At 60.6% G+C, this 20,079-nt stretch carries 18 protein-coding genes; 7 read left to right on the top strand and 11 right to left on the bottom strand.

Going from position 1 to position 20,079, the window contains the following annotated elements; genetic code table 11:
* Nucleotides 1–28 precede the first annotated feature (28 nt).
* Together ABVQ20_RS15145 and ABVQ20_RS15150 are read right to left on the bottom strand one after the other, a co-directional pair.
* Nucleotides 29–2,206, bottom strand: a complete 2,178-nt coding sequence (locus tag ABVQ20_RS15145; RefSeq protein ID WP_354460320.1) for a YbhB/YbcL family Raf kinase inhibitor-like protein — start codon at nucleotides 2,204–2,206, stop codon at nucleotides 29–31.
* A gap of 97 nt (nucleotides 2,207–2,303) precedes the next feature.
* On the bottom strand, nucleotides 2,304–3,464 hold the full coding sequence (locus ABVQ20_RS15150) for an ABC transporter substrate-binding protein (protein WP_435528418.1): 1,161 nt from the start codon (nucleotides 3,462–3,464) through the stop codon (nucleotides 2,304–2,306).
* 383 nt (nucleotides 3,465–3,847) lie between these two features.
* Between ABVQ20_RS15150 and ABVQ20_RS15155 the strand changes: the two genes are divergently transcribed.
* A complete protein-coding gene (locus ABVQ20_RS15155; protein ID WP_354460322.1) occupies nucleotides 3,848–4,174 on the top strand; it encodes an FCD domain-containing protein in 327 nt (108 codons plus the stop codon).
* On the opposite strand, the gene ABVQ20_RS15160 is transcribed toward ABVQ20_RS15155, so the two are convergent.
* The 8 genes from ABVQ20_RS15160 to ABVQ20_RS15195 all read right to left on the bottom strand — a co-directional run bounded on the left by ABVQ20_RS15160 (nucleotide 4,171) and on the right by ABVQ20_RS15195 (nucleotide 11,868).
* Entirely contained in the window at nucleotides 4,171–5,328 is a 1,158-nt protein-coding gene (locus ABVQ20_RS15160) for a fumarylacetoacetate hydrolase family protein (RefSeq protein ID WP_354460323.1), read from the bottom strand. The two genes, ABVQ20_RS15155 and ABVQ20_RS15160, sit on opposite strands and share 4 nt — an antisense overlap.
* A gap of 165 nt (nucleotides 5,329–5,493) precedes the next feature.
* On the bottom strand, nucleotides 5,494–6,363 hold the full coding sequence (locus ABVQ20_RS15165; protein WP_354460324.1) for an aldose 1-epimerase: 870 nt from the start codon (nucleotides 6,361–6,363) through the stop codon (nucleotides 5,494–5,496).
* 16 nt (nucleotides 6,364–6,379) lie between these two features.
* Nucleotides 6,380–7,135, bottom strand: a complete 756-nt coding sequence (locus ABVQ20_RS15170; RefSeq protein WP_354462185.1) for an SDR family oxidoreductase — start codon at nucleotides 7,133–7,135, stop codon at nucleotides 6,380–6,382.
* A 17-nt stretch (nucleotides 7,136–7,152) separates the two neighbouring features.
* Nucleotides 7,153–7,884, bottom strand: a complete 732-nt coding sequence (locus tag ABVQ20_RS15175) for an ATP-binding cassette domain-containing protein (RefSeq protein ID WP_354460325.1) — start codon at nucleotides 7,882–7,884, stop codon at nucleotides 7,153–7,155.
* Nucleotides 7,885–7,887: 3 nt separating this feature from the next.
* A complete protein-coding gene (locus ABVQ20_RS15180; protein ID WP_354460326.1) occupies nucleotides 7,888–8,865 on the bottom strand; it encodes an ABC transporter permease in 978 nt (325 codons plus the stop codon).
* A gap of 78 nt (nucleotides 8,866–8,943) precedes the next feature.
* Nucleotides 8,944–9,921 (bottom strand): sugar ABC transporter substrate-binding protein, encoded by a 978-nt coding sequence (locus ABVQ20_RS15185; protein WP_354460327.1) that lies wholly within the window; start codon nucleotides 9,919–9,921, stop codon nucleotides 8,944–8,946.
* Between the two features lie 25 nt (nucleotides 9,922–9,946).
* On the bottom strand, nucleotides 9,947–11,149 hold the full coding sequence (locus tag ABVQ20_RS15190; RefSeq protein WP_354460328.1) for a mandelate racemase/muconate lactonizing enzyme family protein: 1,203 nt from the start codon (nucleotides 11,147–11,149) through the stop codon (nucleotides 9,947–9,949).
* Entirely contained in the window at nucleotides 11,146–11,868 is a 723-nt protein-coding gene (locus tag ABVQ20_RS15195) for a FadR/GntR family transcriptional regulator (RefSeq protein ID WP_354460329.1), read from the bottom strand. Before ABVQ20_RS15195 ends, ABVQ20_RS15190 begins: the two co-directional genes overlap by 4 nt.
* Before the next feature lie 100 nt (nucleotides 11,869–11,968).
* Between ABVQ20_RS15195 and ABVQ20_RS15200 the strand changes: the two genes are divergently transcribed.
* Entirely contained in the window at nucleotides 11,969–12,871 is a 903-nt protein-coding gene (locus ABVQ20_RS15200; RefSeq protein ID WP_354460330.1) for an SMP-30/gluconolactonase/LRE family protein, read from the top strand.
* A 777-nt stretch (nucleotides 12,872–13,648) separates the two neighbouring features.
* On the opposite strand, the gene ABVQ20_RS15205 is transcribed toward ABVQ20_RS15200, so the two are convergent.
* Entirely contained in the window at nucleotides 13,649–14,506 is an 858-nt protein-coding gene (locus tag ABVQ20_RS15205; protein WP_354460331.1) for a MurR/RpiR family transcriptional regulator, read from the bottom strand.
* Nucleotides 14,507–14,787: 281 nt separating this feature from the next.
* On the opposite strand from ABVQ20_RS15205, the gene ABVQ20_RS15210 reads away from it, so the two are divergent.
* The 5 genes from ABVQ20_RS15210 to ABVQ20_RS15230 are packed head-to-tail and all read left to right on the top strand — an operon-like array spanning nucleotide 14,788 to nucleotide 20,076.
* The gene (locus ABVQ20_RS15210) at nucleotides 14,788–16,377 is read left to right on the top strand and encodes an ABC transporter substrate-binding protein (protein ID WP_354460332.1); all 1,590 of its coding nucleotides are present in this window, start codon (nucleotides 14,788–14,790) and stop codon (nucleotides 16,375–16,377) included.
* Between the two features lie 22 nt (nucleotides 16,378–16,399).
* Nucleotides 16,400–17,326 carry an ABC transporter permease gene (locus ABVQ20_RS15215; protein WP_354460333.1) on the top strand — a complete coding sequence of 309 codons (927 nt, stop codon included), beginning with the start codon at nucleotides 16,400–16,402 and terminating at the stop codon, nucleotides 17,324–17,326.
* Complete coding sequence (locus tag ABVQ20_RS15220) at nucleotides 17,323–18,174, top strand: ABC transporter permease (protein WP_354460334.1); 852 nt, start codon at nucleotides 17,323–17,325, stop codon at nucleotides 18,172–18,174. The genes ABVQ20_RS15215 and ABVQ20_RS15220 overlap by 4 nt, the downstream gene beginning before the upstream one ends.
* Nucleotide 18,175: 1 nt before the next feature.
* Nucleotides 18,176–19,129, top strand: a complete 954-nt coding sequence (locus ABVQ20_RS15225; protein WP_354460335.1) for an ABC transporter ATP-binding protein — start codon at nucleotides 18,176–18,178, stop codon at nucleotides 19,127–19,129.
* The gene (locus ABVQ20_RS15230; protein WP_354460336.1) at nucleotides 19,126–20,076 is read left to right on the top strand and encodes an ABC transporter ATP-binding protein; all 951 of its coding nucleotides are present in this window, start codon (nucleotides 19,126–19,128) and stop codon (nucleotides 20,074–20,076) included. The genes ABVQ20_RS15225 and ABVQ20_RS15230 overlap by 4 nt, the downstream gene beginning before the upstream one ends.
* The last annotated feature ends 3 nt before the right edge of the window (nucleotides 20,077–20,079 follow it).

Below are 20,079 nucleotides of genomic sequence, written 5' to 3' on the forward strand. Positions count from 1 at the left end.
TCCTGATTGGGGAATTCCTGACCCGTTCCTAACCGGGCAATGACTTCTTCGCGGGCCCGTAAACTGCCACGAACGACGCTGCATCAATGACCACCGGCATGACTGCAGCCGCAAATGCTCCAAGATCGGCGTCGGCCGGCAATTCGACCCTGTCCGCCTTGAGCGCATAGAGCGTGAAGAAATAGCGGTGCGCCCGGTCCGGCGGCCAAGGGCCGCCATATCCCTTGCCGAACCCCGGGATCTTGAATGTCACGAAGTCGCTGTTGAACTCGGCAGCGCCGTGCGGCAACCGCAAGCTGCCACTGGCGCCTTCTGCAAGCTCGCGGACCTCGACCGGAATGTTCGCCACCAGCCAGTGCGCAAACGAACGCGGGAAATTGAATGCTTCCGGCAGGTCAGGATCGGTGACGGCCAAGGCAAAACTGCGCGTGCCCTCCGGCGGACCTGACCAAACGAGCCTGGGCGAAAGCCGGTTGTCTTCGGCGAACCGGTCGGGGATGACGCTACCCGGCGCGATATCGGGACAACTCAGCACAAAAGATGGTGTTGCCGCCATATGGTTCACCTCCTCCTGGTTCAGCAGCGTCACAGGCCTCGGCACCGGCCTGCCCTGCTCAAGTCTCGGATTGTGGCTCTCAGCGAACCTCACCGGGTTGCCTGGGCCATTCTCGTCCGCGGCCTCGCCGGGCAAGCGCGCCGTCGCGCGGCGGCCGAACATGGCGTTGAGGATGGCATGGCCATCGAACGGCGGCTCGAAATCCGTCGATATTGCGCCATTGCGAAACACGTGAACCCGCGTGCACAAGTTCAGAAATTCCTCCAGTTCGCTGGACAGGAAGACCACGGCGTTGCCGCGAGCAGCGAATTCCTTGAGGTTGCGGTAAAGATCCAGCTTGGCCCCGACGTCGATACCGCGGGCAGGATCGTTGAGCACCAAAACCACTGGCTTTTCCGCAAAGGCCCTGGCAATCAGCACCTTCTGCTGATTGCCGCCGGACAGCGACGTGATCAGGTTCTGGGGGCTCCCCATCTTGACGGCGAGTTTGCTGGACTCCCACTCAAACACCGGCGTCAGCTTGGTGCGGTTTATGAAGTTGAGCACACCACCCGACCGGAATTCGCGATACACGGGGAGCAGCAGGTTCTCGTAAATGCTCAGATTGGCAAAGATACCCTCTTTCTTGCGATCGCCGCTAACGTAGCTGATTTTGTTGCGTCGCGCTGATGCGAGGTCCATGACCTCGCTGGCCTTGCCGTCATTGACCACCACCAATCGCCCGGCGATCGGATACTGGATGCCGGCGATGCATTTTACGAAATCCGCCTGCCCCTGTCCGTCCAAGCCGGTGATCCCGACAACTTCGCCAGGATACACGGTGAAATTGACGGGGGAAGCATCTGACCAAACCCGAAAGTCGGTCGCGCGGAGGACCGGCCGATCGCCGAGCCGCGTCGGCAACGGTTGATCACGGCTTGTGCCGCTGCGCTCCGCCCCGGCAATCAGTTCAAGGATCCTGGCCTCGGTAATCTCTTCTTTCGCAAGCCTGCCGACATCCACGCCGTCGCGCAAAACCGTCGCACGGTCGGCGATACGCACCAGCTCGGCGATGCGGTGGGTGACGATCAGGATGCTTGCCCCCCGTTGCTTGAGCTGCCGCATTTTGCGGAAGAGCCTCTCCGTGGAATCGAAATCGAGCGCGGCCGAGGACTCGTCGAGGATCAGCACCTTGGGATCCGTCAGGAGAGCCCTGGCGATTGTCACCCACTGCTTGACGCTGAGGGGCAGTTCACCCACCAGCCCGGAGAGATCAATGTCAAAGCCGAGGAGTTCGCGCATCAGCTCGGCTGCCTTGGCTTCTTTTTCTTCCCGGTTCATGGACGAGCCCAAAAGGCCGTCCGCGCCCAGGTAGAGGTTGTCCAGCACCGAGCACTCATCCGCGACGAGCACCTCCTGAAAGACATTGGAGATGCCTAGTTGCCGTGCCTCGTGCGGGGACGTTGCCGACTTTCCGAGGATCGAAACCTGGCCACTGTCCGGTATAAGTACGCCTGAAATGACCTTCGCCAGCGTGCTTTTGCCCGAGCCGTTGCCGCCAATGATCGCGTGAACCTCCCCCGCATAGGCCGTCAGGTTGCAGCCGCCGAGCGCCACCGTCGGCCCGAAGGTCTTCCTGACCGAAGAGAGTTCAACAGTGGGGTACGACATCATAGGTCCAGTTGGCCGACGTAGGTCGGCTAGACTTGCACGGAATGAAGGAAATGCCACCCCGTCAGCGTTGACGGGGCGGCCAGACCTGACTTGGTCAGTTCGCCTTGAAGGCCTCGGGATCGGCCGGACGCAGGAAGAACTGGTCCAGGTAATCCTTGCCTGCCCAGTTCTGGGCACCAACGTTGTACCAGCCGTCTGAATCTTCGCTGCAATCGGCCGGGACGGCCTTTTCAAGCTGGTCGTAGCTCATGGTCTGCGGCTTGGTCAGGATCGACTGGATCTTGGGACCCTGGCCCTCAAGCGTGCGCATCATGACGTTCCAGCCAAACTCGAAGTCGTCGCCCGGAGGCCAGGCATGGATCGCCTGTGAGACAAAATCCTTGTTGTTACGCCAGTAGCAAAGCGCGCCGATCTCACCGCCGATAGAGAACGGGACCATATCCCGGCCGCTTTGCTGCAGCGCGCGCAAGGCGCCGAGTTCAGACGCCGACTGGATGATGATGCCGTTCAGATCGCCCGGATTGGTGGCCAGCCACTTCTGGATCTCGGACTGGGCAACCTGGTCTGTCCACATGCCGGCGACTTGACCCACCACCTTGATGTCGGGGTATTTCGCCAGTGCCTTCAGCACGCCGACATTCTGCGAGTCCGAAGCAGACGCGCCCGGAATGCCTTCGACCACCAGGACATTGCCCTTGCCGTTGATCTGCTTGGCCATCCACTCGCCGAGCATGCTGCCACCCACGACGAAGTTCGCCGAGGTGTTCACCGCATACGGGGACGTGAGATAGCCAACGGCAGAGAATACCGGAACGTCACGCTGGTGGGCATATTCGACGGTCTGGTTCAACGAGGTCGGGTTCGAGCAGCAAACGATGATGGCGTCGACGCCCTGATCGACGAGCTGGCGCATCTGTTGGATTTGCGTGGAGTCGTTCAGGTTCGACTGGGTGATGATCACATCCTTCACCAGGCCGAGCTTCTTCCACTTCGGAATAATCTCTTCCTGGAGGCGCTTCATGACGTCAGCGCGCCAGGTATTGCCTGCATACGAGCTCGCGTAGCCGATCGTCCACGGCGGACCCTTCTTTGGCTTCCAATCGCGGTAGGCGCTCTCCGCGAGCGGCTGCATCGGATCCATCATGTCTTTGTTGTAGAGTTCGTCCTGGATGTTCTTGGGCAGCTCGTCCACGCCACCTGCAAATGCGGGGCTGAAGCTGGCGATCGTTGCGACAACAGCAAGCGATCGCAACATGGTTGCGAATGTCGTCAATTTATCCTCCCTTAGTGCCGGGCGTTGAGCCGTGGGCACGCTGAGTTCAGTGGAACCCGTGGGGGACTATCGGGCAATCAGGAGTTTGGAGGTAATACATTTTTCAAATGCGCTCTATACGCTTTCGCTATGGCAGCAGGCCACGAAGATCAAGCTTGCCCAATAGCGTGCCTTGATGCCCCAATCTCTTTCACAAGCGCCCGTAATTCGGCTGGAGGCGCAAGGCGGAACGTTCGAAAAGCTTCCAAGAACCCCAGGCAAACTGGACGCCGTGGCGGATAGCAAGGTTCAACGGATATCCCGGCGAACATCCGCATTGGAGAGCGCAACGCCTTCGGCAGAACAGCGCCAGAAAGGGCTTGCGGATGGACCGATTCAGGCATCTCCTGCTGGTGTCGGTAGAAACCTTGCCGGTCATCGTCGACCAGCACAGAGCGATCGTTGACGCCATCGAAATAGGGGATGTCGCCGGCGCGCAGGACGCGATGAAGAAACACCTCCGCCGCATATTCGCGTTTCTCGACGCCGCCTTTGCCGCTCATCCGGAATATTTTGAAAAATCAGGTCCGGCCCTGTCGCAATCGATGGTTCTCGGACTGATCCGGCCCAGGAGAGCAGTAGGAGTTCGGCGTCACGAGTGTCGAACGCGTGGCAAGATCCGTGGCGTCGCCCCACCCTTGTCCTCGCATTAGATCAGGTTTGTCCTGGCGAGGTCGCGCATGAGATGGCTGGCGCCATAGGTCCAGTGCGGGCAGTCCGGTGACAGCCGCACGCGGTTGACCAGCGCTCCGAACTTCTCCGACGAGATGGTGACGATGTCGCCGACCTTGTGGGTGAATCCCCCGCCCTTTTCGCCGCGATCCTTGGACGGCACGAACATGGTGCCGAGATAGAGCGCCAGCCCGTCGGGATACTGATGATGCGGGCCTATGGCGGCGGCAACCAGTTCTTCCGGCGAACGGCTGATCTCGGCCATCGAGCTCGCGCCTTCCAGCAAGAAGCCGTCTTCGCCTTCGACCTTCAGGCGCACGACAGCGTTCTTCACGTCATCGATGGAGAATGTGTCGTCGAACAGCCGGATGAAGGGGCCAAGGGAGGCCGAGGCATTGTTGTCCTTGGCCTTGCCGAGCAGCAGCGCGGAACGTCCTTCGACGTCGCGCAGATTGACATCGTTGCCGATGGTTGCGCCAACGATCCTGCCGCTTGAGGCGGCGATCATGGCGATCTCCGGTTCAGGATTGTTCCAGGTCGACACCGGATGCAGGCCGACATCGGCGCCGAAGCCGACCGAAGCCATCGGCTGGCATTTTGTGAAGATCTCGGCGTCTGGCCCGATGCCCACTTCCAGATATTGCGACCAGGCACCGCGCGCGATCAGCTTGGCCTTGATCTCGATCGCTTCCGGCGAACCGGGCTTGAGCTTCGACAGGTCATGGCCGATCAGCCCGGCAATGTCGGCGCGGATGGCGTCGGCCCTCTCGGCCGAACCGCGGGCCTGTTCCTCGATGACCCGTTCAAGCAGGCTGACGACGAAGGTCACGCCCGATGCCTTGACCGCTTGCAGGTCGACCGGCGAGAGCAGGTATGGCTGTGCGGGATCGCGGACACTCTCGAAACTGTTGGCGGCGATCGCGTCAAGCGAACCGATCGGCTTGCCTTTGGCTGAGCGGACGTGTCCGGCAGGGTCCGGCATTTCGCCGATATCGCGAACGGTTGGCGCCGTGGCCGACGTGATGTCGAAGACCGTACCATCGTGCACCGTGACCACAAGTGGGTGCGAAGCGTCGCCCGCCCTGGCGCGACCGAGAAAAACGCCATCGTCAGGCAGAACCGTCATGTTCGTCATTGTTCTCTCACCATAAGGCAAGATGATTCAACATCTTGAAGTGCTCGTGGTCTCTTTTTCAAGTCGATTCGCTCCAAAGCAGCATGCGCTAGGGCGGCAGACAGATAGAACGCCATTCGTCTTGCGCCGACGCCGCTGGACACCGCTTCGCTTGCCGGCCTGATGCTACAGCTCATGCCAGCACAGACGCATATGCACGCTTATCGATCCACCCTGTTCCAATGTGGTCAGGCCGCCGGCGTGATGGGCGTCCACCGTATGCGAGACAGGTTCGAAACAAAAGAAATCGGCGTCTCGCGCTGGCGAATAGAGAACGAAGACATTCAGCGACGGGGATGCCTCGACCGTGACGACGATAGCGTCATCCGGCTGGACGATCGAGGCGCGTCCGTCCCAGCCTTCAAAGGCATTGTTCACCCAGGTGTCGGGAAGCGGCGCAGCTTGCGAGAAATCCCAGTCCGAGCGGGAGGCGAGCGATACAACCCGTGTCGGCAAGTGGCGATCGTCCTCCAGCCAGACCCTTTGCGCAAGCGCTCGGAGCGAAGTGTTCGGGCCGCGCGGAAACCACGGATGGAAGCCGATCCCGTAGGGCAAGCGGATAGCTGCCCGGTTCTCGACGGTCAGGACAGCAGCCAGCGCGCCGTCCTCCAGCGCGTAGCGGACGGTCGCATGGTAGCGATAGGGGCCGACCGCCCCATCCTCCAGCGCCAGCACCGCTTCCGTGCCGGTTAGCCGCGTCAGCCGCCACGGCCTTTGAAAGCCATCACCGTGGAGCGGATACGGCTCGCCTTTGACATTAGGCTCTATCGCATGAAAGCGCCCCTCAAACTCGAACCCCCCGCCGGAAATTCGGTTCGACCATGGAACCAGCAGCTGAGACCCAAACTTCAGCATACCCTTCGATGGCTTAACGAGAGGCGTGGGCGCCCGGCCGGGCCGGAGTGCGTCGTAGCGCAGGATGGCAGCGCCCTCGCGCGGGCTCACGACCAGGCTTGCACGCCCATCGCCAAGTTCTACCGCATCGCCGTTCGTCATCGACGGACCGCCACGGCTACCAGCCGCCATCGACGCTGATGTTCTGACCGCTGATCATCTCCGAGGCCGGGGAAACAAGGAACAGTACGAGATCGGCGACATGCCGCGGCTCGATGCGGCGCTTCAGGCTCTGGTTGGTCAGGATCCAGTCATTGTATTCCTTGAGCCTTTCTCCAAAAACGCGCTCCTCCGCCTCGGAAACGACGGCGCCGGGCGACACCGCGTTCACGGTGATGCCGTGCGGGCCCAATTCCCGCGCCAGCGACTTCGTGAGACCCAGCATGGCACCCTTCGAGGCTACATAGGGCACGTAACCGTCCCAGCGGCCGTTCAGCGTCACCGAACAGAAATTGACGATCCTCCCGTGGCCCTTCTTCTTCATGCCAGGAGCGCAGGCGCGCACCAGCGCGAAGGCGGCCGACGAATTCACACGGATCTGGTCCTCATACTCGGCGAGCGAAAATTCCTCGAACGGACGGTTGATGATGAGCGCCGCATTGTTGATCAGAATGTCGATCGCGCCTTCTTCGTCGGCGAGCGCCTTGATCGTCGCTTCGGCTTCTGCCAACTGGTTTAAGTCGCAACCGATATAGATGATCGTGCCCGTGTTGGCCGCCGCCAATTCAGCTACGATCCTGGGTCCTTCGACATTCTCGGGGCGGTCAAGCAAAAGCACGCGAGCGCCGGCGCGAGCAAGTGCGGCAGCCTGCGCACGGCCGAGCGAACCCAGACCGCCCGTTAGGAGCGCAACTTTGCCGGAAAGGTTCGTCATCACCATTCCCCCGCTCCTCAAAGCACGCTGTGGACTTCATCGATGGAGGTTTCCTCGATGCGCTTGTCGAGCACGACCTCGCCGCGCGCCATCGCGACCACACGATCGCAGCAGTCAAAAACGTGATGCATGTTGTGGCTGATGAAAACGCCGGTCACCCCTTGTGCCTTTAGACCACGTACGAAGCCGATCACCTTGCTGGTCTCTTTGACCGAAAGGTGATTGGTCGGCTCGTCAAGAATCATCACCTTCGACTTGAAATGCATGGCGCGTGCGATGGCGACGCCCTGCCGCTGGCCGCCTGACAGTTCACCTACCAGTGCGTCGGGCGAGCGCAGATGTAGGTCGACATTGGCGATCGCCTTGATGCTTTCGCTACCCATCTTCTTCTGGTCGAGGACGCCAACCCCGAATGCGGAAAACCGAGTTGGTTCCCGGCCGATAAACAGGTTCCTGGCAATCGACATGGTGGGAACCATGGAATTGTACTGGTAGATGGTCTCGATACCAAGGTTCATCGCATCGCGAGGGCGGGCGATCCGCACCGGCTTGCCTTCGACCAGGATCTCGCCCTCGTCAGCTGTATGGACGCCCGACAGAATGTTGATGAGCGTCGACTTGCCGGCACCATTGTCGCCAATCAGCCCGAGCGCCTCGCCCCGCTTGAAGTCGAGGCTCACGCCCTTGAGCGCATGGACGCCAGAGTACCATTTGTGAAGATTGCGAACGGAGATGATCGCGTCTTCCATGCCTCAGCCCTCCATCTTGATCGCCTTGGCACGCTTGCGCATCCAGGCATTGGCGACGACGGCGAAGATAGTCAGGAAGCCGATCGCGAATTTGAACCAGTTCGCGTCGACGTGAGAGAGCACAAGCCCGTTGTCGATGATGCGGATGAGGATCGTACCGATGATACCGCCCGCGACCGTGCCGATGCCGCCTGCGAGCGAGGCGCCGCCGATGACAGCCGCTGCCACTGCCTGGAGTTCCAGCCCTTCGCCTATGGAGGGCAAAGGCGAGCCCAGTCTCAGCACCTGCAACATGCCGGCGAAACCGGACAGCATCGAGCAAAGCATGAAGCAGGCGAGTTTCACCCTTGCGGTCGGGATGCCCATCGAGGCGGCGGCTGGATGAAAGCCACCGGTGGCCTTTATCCAGTTGCCGAAATTGGTTCTGGAGAGCATCAGCGATGTCAGCACTGCAATTCCGGCGAACCACAGGAACGACATGCGGAACATGTGGCCGGGACCGACAAACGAGGTGAACAGCCAGTTTGGCAGATCGGCGGGAAGCAGCGGTGGAAACCCGCCCGAGACCACGATCGTCAGCGACCGGGCGATGAACAGCATACCGAGCGTGGTGATGAAGCTCGGGATCTCGAACCAGATCGTCACATAACCGTTGATGAAGCCGATCACCGCGCAAACGACAAGGCCGGCCAGCAAGGCAAGCGGGAAAGGCACGCCCTCAACCATGAGGACGGCCATGGACATCGGCATCAGCGCAAACACTGATCCAACCGACAGGTCGAACTCGCCGCTGATCATCAAGATCGTGACACCGATGGCGACAAGGCCCGTCTCCGGCAAAATGCCGAGCATGCCACGAAGGTTGTCCTGGTTGAGGAACACGCCATTCGAGCGGATCTCGAAAATCACCACCAGAAGCACCAGCAGGATCAATCCCGCCAGTTCCGGCTTTTCCAGATAGGTCTTGACGAGGCGTTTCAATGCAGGCTCCAGAAAATCGAGGCAAGGGACCGCCCGGCAGCGCGAGCGCTGTCGGGCGAACACATGGTTTGCGTGGGCTTAACGCAGACCTTGCGCGGAGAGCGTCATGATCGCGTCGGCCTGATCCGGGCGCACGATGCCCTGGCCCGTGTCGATGTCGGAGGGTGCCAGGCCCACCTTCTTGTTCAGGTAGGCTTCCATCACCGGCATGAAGCCTTGCATGTAGGGCTGTTGGTCCACCAGGGCCTGCACATAGCCCTTCTGCATCTGCTGCAGAACCTCCGGCACCAGATCGAAGCCGCCAAGAAGGACCTTGCCGGGCGCTACGCCACGATCCTGCAGCGATCGCGCAACGCCCGCGCACCAGAAACCGGTGTCGAAATAGGCGGTGGTGTCGGGATGCGCGTTAAGGTAGGCGCCGACACGATCGGATGTCACCGCAAGGTCCGTTCCGCTGTCGATCCGCTCCCAGGAGACTTGGCGGTCGGGATGGGCCGCCTTGTATTCTTCAAGGAACTGCATCACGCCTGCGCCGCGGCTTTCCGACCAGTTCTGGCCGGGAGCGGAAATGCCGACCAGAACCTTGATCGGTCCTTCTTTCGGGAAGCTCTCGGAGATCGCCTTGCCGAGCGAATAGCCCGCCGGCTTGAAACCTTGCCCTATGAAGGCCTGCCGTGCATTGCCCTTGGCGCCCTCGGTGTCATCGACATTGACGGCAATCACCAGCACACCGGCGGCGCGCGCTTCCTTGATGACGTCATCGAACGCGTGGTCGTCAACGATCGAGGTCAGCAAGGCATCCGGCTTGGCGGCAAGTGCAGCGCGCATATTGGCGAGTTGCTGCTCGACCGAGCCTTCGGTCTGAGTAAAGATCATGTTGCACTTGGCCTCGACCTTGCCGCAGGCATCGTCAAAGCCCTTCTTCACCGCCTGCCAGAAGGTGTTCGAGGCCGACGAATGGTGGGTAAAGACGATGTTGAGCCCGTCGGCGCTGGCGATGGAAGGCCCGGCGAGCAGCGTCGTCGCGAGCAAAAGCGTTGCAGTCAGTCGTTTCATTACTAGTCCTCCCGTTGAGTGTTCTTCAGATGTCCGCCTTGTCGGAGACACGGCGATGGACGGTGTAGGCCCGACCGAGGTCGGGATTGAGTTCCAGCCCGAGGCCTGGGCCAGGCGGCACGGTGATCATGCCGTCCTTGACTTCCGGCAGCGCGGTCACAAGGTCGCGATACCAGGTCCGGTAAAATGCCCGCACACTCTCCTGTACGAGTGCGTTGGGCGCATTGAGGGACAGATGCGTGGACGCCGCCAGAACCACTGGCCCGGTGCAGTCGTGCGGGGCGACCGGCAAGTGCCAGGCTTCCGCCATCGCGGCGATCTTGCGTGCTTCCGAAAGCCCGCCGCACCAGGAAATGTCCAGCATCACGATGCCTGCGGAACCAGTCTCCAGGAGATCCCGGAATGCCCAGCGACTACCTAGAGTTTCTGACGCCGAGATCGGCGCCGGGCTCGCGGCCTCATAGCGCTTGAGATCGGCGAGGCTGTCCATGCGGATCGGATCCTCGTGCCAGTATGTGCCATAGGGTCCGAGCGCCTTGGCGATCTTGATTGCCGGCAGGAGCTGCCACATAGAGTGGAACTCGACCATGATGTCGATCCTGTCGCCGACAGCCCTACGGATCTTCTCGAAGGGCTGCAACGCGGCTTTGAGGTCGGCGGCGGTAATATCCTGCCCCCTGCTCTTCTCGGCGGCATGGTCGAAGGGCCAAATTTTCATGGCGGTGATACCGTCTTCAAGGAGCTCTGCCGCCAATTCGTCGGCGCGGTGGAGAAACCCGTTCAGGTCGTCGTAGTCTTGCCTTGTGCCGAGACCATAATTTGCGGTGGTCTGTCCCTTGCCGTCCTTGATGTATTCGGTGCCAGCGCAGGTGTTGTAGGTACGAATGGACTGCCGTGAAAAGCCTCCAAGAAGCTGCGCAATCGGCTGGTTCGTCACCTTGCCGAAAATATCCCAGAGCGCGATGTCGAAGGCGGAATTGCCACGGACTTCGACGCCGCTCGAGCGGAAACCGAGATAGCCAACCAGATCCGCGGATAGCAGATCGATCTGGAGCGGATCGCGGCCGATTACGCGTGGCGCGACATATTCGTGGAGGTATTCCTCGACCGTGCGCGCCATGAAGAAGGTTTCGCCAAGGCCGGTGATGCCCTCGTCGGTATGGACCTCGACCCAGAGCAGGTTGGGCCGCTCTTCGATGCGGATGGTTTCGAGCGAGCGGATTTTCATGCGATCCCCGCGTCAGTCAGCGCCTTGACGCTTTTGTCGAAATGCGCGGCCATATGTTCGGCGGCGAGTTGCGGATTCCCGGCGATGATCGCCCGAGCAATATCTCCGTGGCCCTCGATCATCTTGATCTGATCTTCCTCGGAAGCGCGTGTACGCCAACCGATCACCCAGGTGCGTCGCGTGACGCCGCTGAAGGCGGTGATGATCAACGAGAACACCGGGTTATGAGAGGCCCGAGCGATCGCTTCATGGAATGCTATGTCGTGTTCCATGACGATCTCGGGCGCACGATAATTCTCGCGCATCAGTCGCGCGTATTCTTGTATTTCAACCGCCTCGGCATCGCTCCGCCGCAGTGCGGCGAGCGCCACCGTGCGCATTTCGATGGTGCGGCGCACATCATAAACCTGGTGGACGCTGATCTGTTCGGTGGTGACGCCGTGCTCGATCACCATCGACATGGCACCAGTATCGAGCTTGGCGACACTCGCGCGCCGACCGGCGCTCATGTCGATCAGGCGCATCGCCGATAGCGATCGAAACGCCTCCCGCACCACTGTCCGCGAGACGCTGAGCCTGCGGGTCATGTCGGCTTCACTGGGCAAAAGGTCGCCAGGGCCGAGCCCCTCGAGGCGGATGTGTTGAGTGATGGCCTGAATGGCGGCGCTCACCAGGCCGGGATTGGTCTCCTCTGGCGTTATGTTGCGATTGGCTACCATTTGCCCTCAACTTGTATGACATGTTTTCTTGAAATGCGTATACCTTTGTGAAATGCTGTCTGTCAAGTGAAGCCAACAAGCGCGACAAACGAGGGAACGCATGGATAGCGGAGAGCAGGCGATTTTCGTGTTCGATGCCCGGGATATCGTCGGGGAGAGTCTGATCTGGGACGAAAACAGGAGAACACTGATCTGGGTGGATATCATCGGGCGGCGTATCCACCAGCTTGATCCGGGCAATCTCGATCACCAGAGCTGGCAAGCACCGGACCTCGCAACCTCGGTCGGCTTGCGCAGGGACGGCGGCGCAATCGTCGGGCTGCGAAAGGACGTGGCTCTGTGGGATTTCGGGGAAACCTTCAGGACGATCGCGACGATCGAACCGGACAGCCCGGAGACACGGTTGAACGAGGGCGTGGTCGCCCCAGACGGCTCATTCTGGGTTGGAACCATGGAGAACAATATCGGCCCGGACGATCTTCCGCGCGATATTTCGCGAGATGCGGGGGGGATCTATCGCGTCGACATCGCCGGCATTGTAGAGGCGCTCAGTGTCGATCGCTTCGGCATCACCAACACGATGGTCTGGACGGCGGATGATACCTTCGTCACGGCGGACACGACGAAGAACCAGATCTTTTGCTACCACTGGGACAGGGTGCAATCGCGAATAACCGACAGGCGTCCTTTCTTCTCGGGCTTTCCACGCGGTCTGCCGGACGGGTCGTGCATGGATGCGGAGGGCTATGTCTGGAATTGTCGCGTTGCAGGGGGCGGCTGCCTCGTTCGCATTTCACCTGACGGAGCTTTGGACAAAGTCGTGGAGCTGCCTTGTAGCTGGCCGACGAGTTGCGCCTTTGGTGGCGAGAATTTCGATACCCTCTTCGTCACGTCGGCGCGATTTACCATGAACGCGAGGCACCTGCAGGCAAACCCGCATGAGGGCGGGCTGTTCGCGGTACGGACAGGCGCTCGAGGCATGCCGACCAACCGGCTTGGATGAGGCATCCTTCATCTGCCCGACCGCGCGGGGGCTAAAACGATGCGGATAAAAATGAACGCCAATCTCCTTGTAGGAGAAAGGCGCACCCGACAGGATTCGAACCTGTGACCTCTGCCTTCGGAGTAAAAATCAGGGGCTTTCTGAAGAAATTTCTCTTTGCGCGCCACAACTCCAGATTTCAATCTTTTCCGCGGCTGTGCCGGACACAGCATCTCAGCCGCTGCTCTGGTCAAGAGGACGTCGAGGTAAATCTCACCACAAAGTCGGGTCGCGATCAGCGAACTGGCACCGGAGCCAATCCAGGTGACCCGGCATGTCTTTGGAAGGTCGAAGCTTGTGGAGGGCGACGCAACCGTTTTGCTGCGAGCGGTGCGGGTGTTCATGATCCACCAGCGGCAAAGGCGCTGACGATGCGCCGCACCCGGACTTCAAGTCACCGGAACTGCCGATTATCAAGCGCTGCAATATGGTGCGTCAGCTCTAATAGGCCGCCCATTTAGGCCCCTCAGTGAGCCATAGGCCGCTGCGAAGTTGAACAGGCTTACGTTGAACCGGCGATCCATCAGATCAGTTAAACGATCAGGAAGGAACTCTCTCCCCAACCATTCTTATTTTTTCATTTTATCGTGCCTTCGATTTTTACGACGATAAGTATCACAACATCTTGCATTTCTTGGCGAGTTGTCCGCCATGCCGTAGTGAAGGATCAAAGTGACAACCTAGCGAAATCCTGCCTTGTCGTGCCGCTCTCATGCTCTCCGGTGCTGTCCGCTTTGGTCAGTCACCTACATAGCCAGTGAACTTTCCATGGAATGCTGAAACCTTGTTCATGCGCTCTTCGACGGCAACGCCGAGTTCATTGAAGACGCCGTTGATAAGCAGATTGCCGAGGCTGGCCATTTGGGCGGTCGAATCCCAAAACATGCCAAATTCGGTCGGAACGATGAACATTTCATCGACCAGTTCGCGTCCCCAGTCGCAGAAGGCATCGGTGATCAAAGTGATCGGCATCTTTGCCTGCCGTGCCTCACGCGCCAGTTGGAGCGCCAGCCGCGAATAGCGCCGAGCCTCGAAAAGCACCAGGGCAGCCGACGTTGGCGCCGCTAGCAGAATTTCACTGAAATTCCCGCCGGCAACATCGGCCAGGTAAACGCCTGGCCGCAGATAGTGCATCTGATTGGCAAAGTATTGCGCGAGTCCGCGCTCTGTCTGGAACCCGGCGACAAACAACTGGGGCACGTTTGCCATGCGCTTGACCGCGCGCTCCCACTCCTTCGTGCTGGCAATCTCGTAAATCCTCAGGAGAGCCGCAATCTCCAGGTCCAGGCTGCGCGCGAGCATATCGCCCTTGAGGCTGCGGTCGCGAAACTCCTTGAGACGGTCGCCCGCCAACCATGGCTGAACGCCGATGTTGTCCCTGAGATCCGCTTTCAGATCCTTGAAGTGCGCATAGCCCAGGGAACGGCAAAATCGCCCCACGGTCGGCTCGCTGACGCCGACCTTGGCGGCCAGCGTCGCGGACGTCTCGAACGGCAACCCGCTTAGATTTCCCAACATGTAGTTGGCCAGCGCCTTTTCCGCATTGGTGGCGGTGGCGAGGCTTTCAGCAAGTCGTCGGTGAACCGATTCAGTCATTTTTTTCCCGGTGTCAGAGTCTTACATCTTTGAAAGATTTCTGTCATTAGCATACTTGACGTTTGTTTTTTTTCAACTTAGCCTGATTGCACCGTTGAACACGGAACACAGATTGCCGCGGCGTCACGGGTGACAACCACGACTACGCGGCAAGGGAGGCAATATCGCATAGCCGGGAAAGAACACCATGCCGACGTGGCTTGGTGAGCGCTTGGCTATGCAAGAACGATCGTGCGCGCTGCTTTTGGCAGGCGACACCAAAACAAATGGGGAGGATGAACATGAATCGGCGTCAATTCCTTGCATCGACATCGGCCATAACGCTGGCCGCCGGTCTCGGCCTGGGGGCAGGTCAATCGGCGCGGGCCGCCGAATCCGAAGCCGTGCTGGTCCTCAGCAGTTCGGAAGTCGGGGCTCCCAATCAGGATCCAATTCGCGCTTCCCTACTGAATACCGCTGCGTACCTGATCTACGACCGCCTGGTCGAGCAAGATGTCGACCAGTCCTACCATCCTCATCTTGCCGAGTCCTGGGAAACCAGCGCGGACGGCATGAGTTGGACTTTCAAGCTGCGGCAAGGGGTCCGTTTTCATGACGGTGAGCCCTTCAATGCCGCCACCGTCACCTGGTGGATCGCCAAGTACCGGGGCAGCGTGAACGACTATCTGACCGATGCGATCGATCATGCCGAAGCTGTCGACGAGCACACGGTTCGCTTTGTCATGAAACGGGCGGAGCCAAACCTCATCTACAATCTGGCATCCTCGTTCATGGGCATCCCGTCGCCGAAATCCTACGACGCGGCTGGTGACAGCTACGGTGTCAACGAGGCCATCGGAACCGGCCCCTACAAGCTTGAAAGTCTTGTCGTCGGCCAGGAGACCGTGCTGGTCGCCAATGAGGATTATGCCTGGGGCAGCGACCTTTCCGAGAACAAAGGCGCCCCCTACATCAAGCGTCTGTCGCTGCGCGAAATTCCCGATGCCTCGACAGCCTTCCTCGAACTGAAGACCGGCGGCGTCGGCATGCTGCTCGGGGTGCCCGACGAGTTCCTGCCGCAAATGCAGGCGGACAAGAATATCGGCTTCAGGAGCCTGCCTGGCTTTGGCGTCACCTATCTGATGTTCAACAGCAAATCGGAGCCTTTCTCCGACATGGCCTTGCGCCAAGCGACGGCATTGGCAATCGATCAAAGCGCCATTCTCAAGAGCGTTTTCAGCGGCGTCGGTCTGGAAGCGCACCAGTTCCTGATCAGCTCGCTGGCGGAATCGAAAGTCGAGCCAAAATTCGAAATTCGCTACGACATCGCCAAGGCCAATGAGTTGCTTGACAAGGCGGGCTGGGCGCGCGGCAGCGACGGCATCCGGGCCAAGGACGGCAAAGCTCTCAAGATCAAGCTGTCGACCCAATCCGAGACGGAGTTCAGGCGGACAGGCGAGATCGTCCAGGCCCAGCTCAAGGCACTTGGCATGGATGTGGAGATCGTCACCTTCGACAGCAGCACGATACGTGATCACCTCAAGAAGGGCGAACACCAGCTGGCGGTGCGTCACTACGACTGGAACAATGCCGACATTCTCGACTGGTTCTACAGTTCCAAGAATATTCCCTATCCGAATTCCACTATGTGGGACGATCCCAAATCCCAGGAACTGCATGACATCGCCATGCACCAATCGAAGACCGGAGACGAGCGGGTGGCGAACTTCCTGCACTACCATGAGCGCCTGCTCAGCCAGTTCGCTTTCGTGCCCGTCCACGAGCCCCTGCAGAACGTGGCGTTCAACAACACATTGCTCGAAGTGCCGGAGAAAGTGCGCGGTCCCCAACTGACGCAACCAACCTTCGTCGACATGAAAACGGTAGCATAACGGCCGGGATCGAGTACGCGATATGCTTGCCTTCACGCTGAAGCGGCTTCTGTTGCTGCTGCCGGTTTTCTTCGTCGTTTCCCTGGTCGTGTTCCTGATCATCCATCTGGTGCCGGGCGACCCCATCGACAACCTTCTGCGCCCGGGGGCATCCCCGGCGCAGCGGCTCCAGATTGCCGCCAAATACGGCCTCGATCGCGGCCTCGCCGAGCAGTATTTCGTCTGGATGGGACGGCTTTTGACCGGCGACCTTGGAACCTCCATCGTGCAGGGCCGTCCGGTGAGCGCGCTGATCGCCCAGAACCTGCCATACAGCTTGCAGCTGGGTGCGGCGGCGTTGTTGTTCTCCGCTTTGGTTGGCATTGTCGCGGGCGTCGTTGCCGCCAGCTTTCAGGGTACGCGCCTCGACGACGGCATTACCGGCGTCATCCTGCTTGGCTCGACCGTGCCGAGTTTTTTTCTGGGCTTGCTGCTCATCCTGGTTTTCGCCGTCTGGCTGGGCTGGGTGCCCATTTCGGGAGCGCGCGGCTGGTCCTCGCTCATCCTGCCGGTCCTGGCAACCGGCCTTGGCGGCATCGCCCTGGTGGCACGGGTGACGAGGATCGCCATGGTCGAGACGGCAAGGCAGGACTTCGTGATGCTGCTGCATGCCAAGGGGCTGTCGCCACTGGTCATCCAACTGCGCCATGTGCTGCGCCACGCCATGGTTCCCGTCGTCACCATCCTCAGTCTGCGCATCGGCTGGATCCTCGGCGGCACGGTCACGGTCGAATATGTCTTCGCCCGACCCGGCCTGGGTTCACTGCTGATCAGGGCGCTGAACCAGCGCGATTATCCCCTGGTGCAAGGCTGTCTTCTCATGCTGGCAATGGCCGTCATTCTCGGCACGTTGATGGGCGATGTCGTTCAGGCCGCGATGGATCCGCGCCAGCGCGAGGCACGGTCATGATGGGCCGTCGCGCACTGGCGGTCATCAAGGCGGTCTCGACCCTGAAAGGTGGAGTTTCCGGCGCCTTTCTCCTGCTTCTGGTCGCCGCGGCCCTGCTCGCGCCGTGGCTATCGCCCTTCCCCTACGACCAGCAGAATCTGACGGTCATGAACCATGCGCCTTCGGTGGTGCATTGGTTCGGCACAGACGAATTCGGTCGCGACGTGCTGTCACGCATCATCACCGGTGCCCGAACCTCGCTGTCCGTCAGCGTCACGGCGATCGGTATTTCGGTGTTCCTCGGCCTGATCCTGGGCGCTGCCTGCGGCTATTTCGGCGGCGCCTTCGACCGAGTGGTGATGATCGCGGTCGACCTGACCTGGTCGTTTCCCGAGATCCTGATCGCACTGATGCTGGTGGCGATCGTCGGGCCCGGCCTGTACGGAGTCGTGCTCGCCATCGCCATCGCCTACCTGGCGCAATTCACCCGATTGACTCGGACCCAGGTGATGTCCCTCAAGAGCGAGACCTATGTCGAGGCCACGGTCAGCCTCGGTGCTGGGCACGCCCATATCCTGTTCTCGCATTTGTTGCCCAACGCCCTGACGCCGGTGCTGGTGGCGGCGATGCTGGCAACGGGCGACGCCATCATCCTCGAAGCGACGCTCGGCTTCTTCGGGCTGGGGGCGCAGCCGCCGACGCCAAGCTGGGGCGCGATGATGAGTTCCGGCACGGCCCAGCTGTTCATCGCTCCCTGGGTTATCTTGGTCCCTGGTCTGGCGGTCGCCCTGACAGTGGTTTTTCTGAACCTGTTCGGCGACGCGATCATCACCGCGCTCGATGTCCGCACCAAAATCAGGGAGGCGTAAGATGCTTCTGACAGTGGACGCATTGCAGATCAGCTTCGGTTCTCTCTCGCCGGTGGATGATGTCACTCTCAGTGTCGATCGCGGCCAGATCCTTGGCGTCGTCGGCGAATCCGGCTCTGGCAAGTCATTGACCGCCACAGCCATCATGGGATTATTGCCACGGGTTGGTGGCCAGATAGCGGCCGGCCGTATCCGCTTCGATGGCGCCGACCTCGTGCACACGCGCGAACGAGAACTGCGCCGGCTGCGCGGCGGGCGGATCGCGCTCATCACGCAAAACCCGATGACCTCGCTTGACGCGATGATGCGGGTCGGACCGCAGATCGACCAGGCGGCCCGTCTTCATCTTGGCCTTGGCCGGCGCGCGGCACGGGCGAGAAGCCTGGAACTGATGGCGGATCTGCGCATTCCCGATCCTGCCTCTGTCTATACCCTCTATCCACACCAGCTCTCCGGCGGCATGAAACAGCGCATCGTCATCGCCATGGCACTGGCAGGTGACCCCGAACTGCTGGTCGCGGATGAACCGACCACGGCACTCGACGTCACCGTCCAGGCCCAGATCGTGCAAATTCTCGTCGATCTGGTGAGGCAACGGGGGCTGGGTCTGATCCTGATCACCCACGACATGAGTGTCGTTGCCCAGACCTGCGACCGCGTGGCCGTGATGTATTGCGGGCGGGTGGTCGAGCTTGCTGACGTCAATGCGATCTTCGAGCACCCTCGTCATCCCTACACCCAGGCGCTCATCCGCTGCATTCCCCGCCATGACATGGTGAGGGGCACGATGACCGCCATCCCTGGCATGGTTCCTGGCGCCATGGCACTGCCGCCGGGTTGCCGGTTCAACCCGCGCTGTGCCCTCGCCTCGGAACGCTGCCGTGTTGAAATCCCCGGGCTTGCCATCGGGGCCAGCGGCAATGGCGTGGCTTGTCATCTGGCGGAGGCAGCATGAGCGACCTTCTCACCGTAAAAGGTCTCAGCCGCCGCTTCGTCGACGGCGGGCTGCTACGCAAGCGAAAGGTGTTTCAGGCCGTCAGCGATATTTCCTTCAGCGTGCCGCGTGGCCAGATCGTTGGCATCGTCGGCGAATCCGGCTGCGGCAAATCCACCCTGGCGCGGCTGGTCCTGCGGCTGATCCAGCCGAGCGAGGGGCTGGTGCAATTCGACGGGCTGGATATGGCGGCCCTGTCGCGCGCCGATTTGCGTCGGCTGCGGCAGCGGATGCAACTGGTCTTTCAGGATCCCTATTCGGCGATCGATCCGCGCTACTCGGTGAGGGACGCGCTGCTTGAGCCGTTTCGAATCCAGGGCATGAAGCCAAAATCCGCGGACGAGACCGTTGCATCGCTTCTCGATATGGTCGGCTTGAACCCGGCACTGGCGCAAAGCTACCCACACCAGCTGTCAGGCGGACAAAAACAGCGTGTCGGCATCGCACGCGCGCTTGCGCTCAACCCGTCGCTTGTCGTGCTCGATGAACCGACCGCCTCGCTCGACGTGTCGGTGCAGGCGCAGATCGTGGCATTGCTTGACAGGCTGCGGCAGGAGCTGGGGCTGACCTACCTGTTCATCTCGCATGACCTCGGACTGGTCCGCTATTTCTGCGATCAGATCCTTGTCATGTATCTCGGCCGCATCGTCGAAATCATGCAAAGCGATGCAGTCCCAGCGCATCCCTATACGCGCGCCCTGCTCGACAGCACCTTCGAGCCCGATCCGCGGCAGCGTCGCACCATCACGCGCCTCACCGGCGAGATTCCCAGCGGCTATGACCTGCCGCCCGGCTGTGCCTTTGCCGCCCGTTGTTCGCAGGCATCCGATATCTGCCGTCGCATACGGCCGGAGCTGACCACACAAGAGAACGGGCAACGCGTGGCTTGCCACAACCCATTGAACTGATTT

Origin of the sequence: Mesorhizobium shangrilense (assembly GCF_040537815.1) — a bacterium.
Lineage (GTDB): Bacteria > Pseudomonadota > Alphaproteobacteria > Rhizobiales > Rhizobiaceae > Mesorhizobium > Mesorhizobium shangrilense.

Excerpts from the sequence above, each read along its gene's own strand:
- ABVQ20_RS15145 (WP_354460320.1), bottom strand. The coding sequence starts at position 2,206 with ATGTCGTACCCCACTGTTGAACTCTCTTCGGTCAGGAAGACCTTCGGG.
- ABVQ20_RS15150 (WP_435528418.1), bottom strand. The coding sequence starts at position 3,464 with ATGTTGCGATCGCTTGCTGTTGTCGCAACGATCGCCAGCTTCAGCCCC.
- ABVQ20_RS15155 (WP_354460322.1), top strand. The coding sequence starts at position 3,848 with ATGGACCGATTCAGGCATCTCCTGCTGGTGTCGGTAGAAACCTTGCCG.
- ABVQ20_RS15160 (WP_354460323.1), bottom strand. The coding sequence starts at position 5,328 with ATGACGAACATGACGGTTCTGCCTGACGATGGCGTTTTTCTCGGTCGC.
- ABVQ20_RS15165 (WP_354460324.1), bottom strand. The coding sequence starts at position 6,363 with ATGACGAACGGCGATGCGGTAGAACTTGGCGATGGGCGTGCAAGCCTG.
- ABVQ20_RS15170 (WP_354462185.1), bottom strand. The coding sequence starts at position 7,135 with ATGACGAACCTTTCCGGCAAAGTTGCGCTCCTAACGGGCGGTCTGGGT.
- ABVQ20_RS15175 (WP_354460325.1), bottom strand. The coding sequence starts at position 7,884 with ATGGAAGACGCGATCATCTCCGTTCGCAATCTTCACAAATGGTACTCT.
- ABVQ20_RS15185 (WP_354460327.1), bottom strand. The coding sequence starts at position 9,921 with ATGAAACGACTGACTGCAACGCTTTTGCTCGCGACGACGCTGCTCGCC.
- ABVQ20_RS15190 (WP_354460328.1), bottom strand. The coding sequence starts at position 11,149 with ATGAAAATCCGCTCGCTCGAAACCATCCGCATCGAAGAGCGGCCCAAC.
- ABVQ20_RS15195 (WP_354460329.1), bottom strand. The coding sequence starts at position 11,868 with ATGGTAGCCAATCGCAACATAACGCCAGAGGAGACCAATCCCGGCCTG.
- ABVQ20_RS15200 (WP_354460330.1), top strand. The coding sequence starts at position 11,969 with ATGGATAGCGGAGAGCAGGCGATTTTCGTGTTCGATGCCCGGGATATC.
- ABVQ20_RS15205 (WP_354460331.1), bottom strand. The coding sequence starts at position 14,506 with ATGACTGAATCGGTTCACCGACGACTTGCTGAAAGCCTCGCCACCGCC.
- ABVQ20_RS15210 (WP_354460332.1), top strand. The coding sequence starts at position 14,788 with ATGAATCGGCGTCAATTCCTTGCATCGACATCGGCCATAACGCTGGCC.
- ABVQ20_RS15215 (WP_354460333.1), top strand. The coding sequence starts at position 16,400 with ATGCTTGCCTTCACGCTGAAGCGGCTTCTGTTGCTGCTGCCGGTTTTC.
- ABVQ20_RS15220 (WP_354460334.1), top strand. The coding sequence starts at position 17,323 with ATGATGGGCCGTCGCGCACTGGCGGTCATCAAGGCGGTCTCGACCCTG.
- ABVQ20_RS15225 (WP_354460335.1), top strand. The coding sequence starts at position 18,176 with ATGCTTCTGACAGTGGACGCATTGCAGATCAGCTTCGGTTCTCTCTCG.
- ABVQ20_RS15230 (WP_354460336.1), top strand. The coding sequence starts at position 19,126 with ATGAGCGACCTTCTCACCGTAAAAGGTCTCAGCCGCCGCTTCGTCGAC.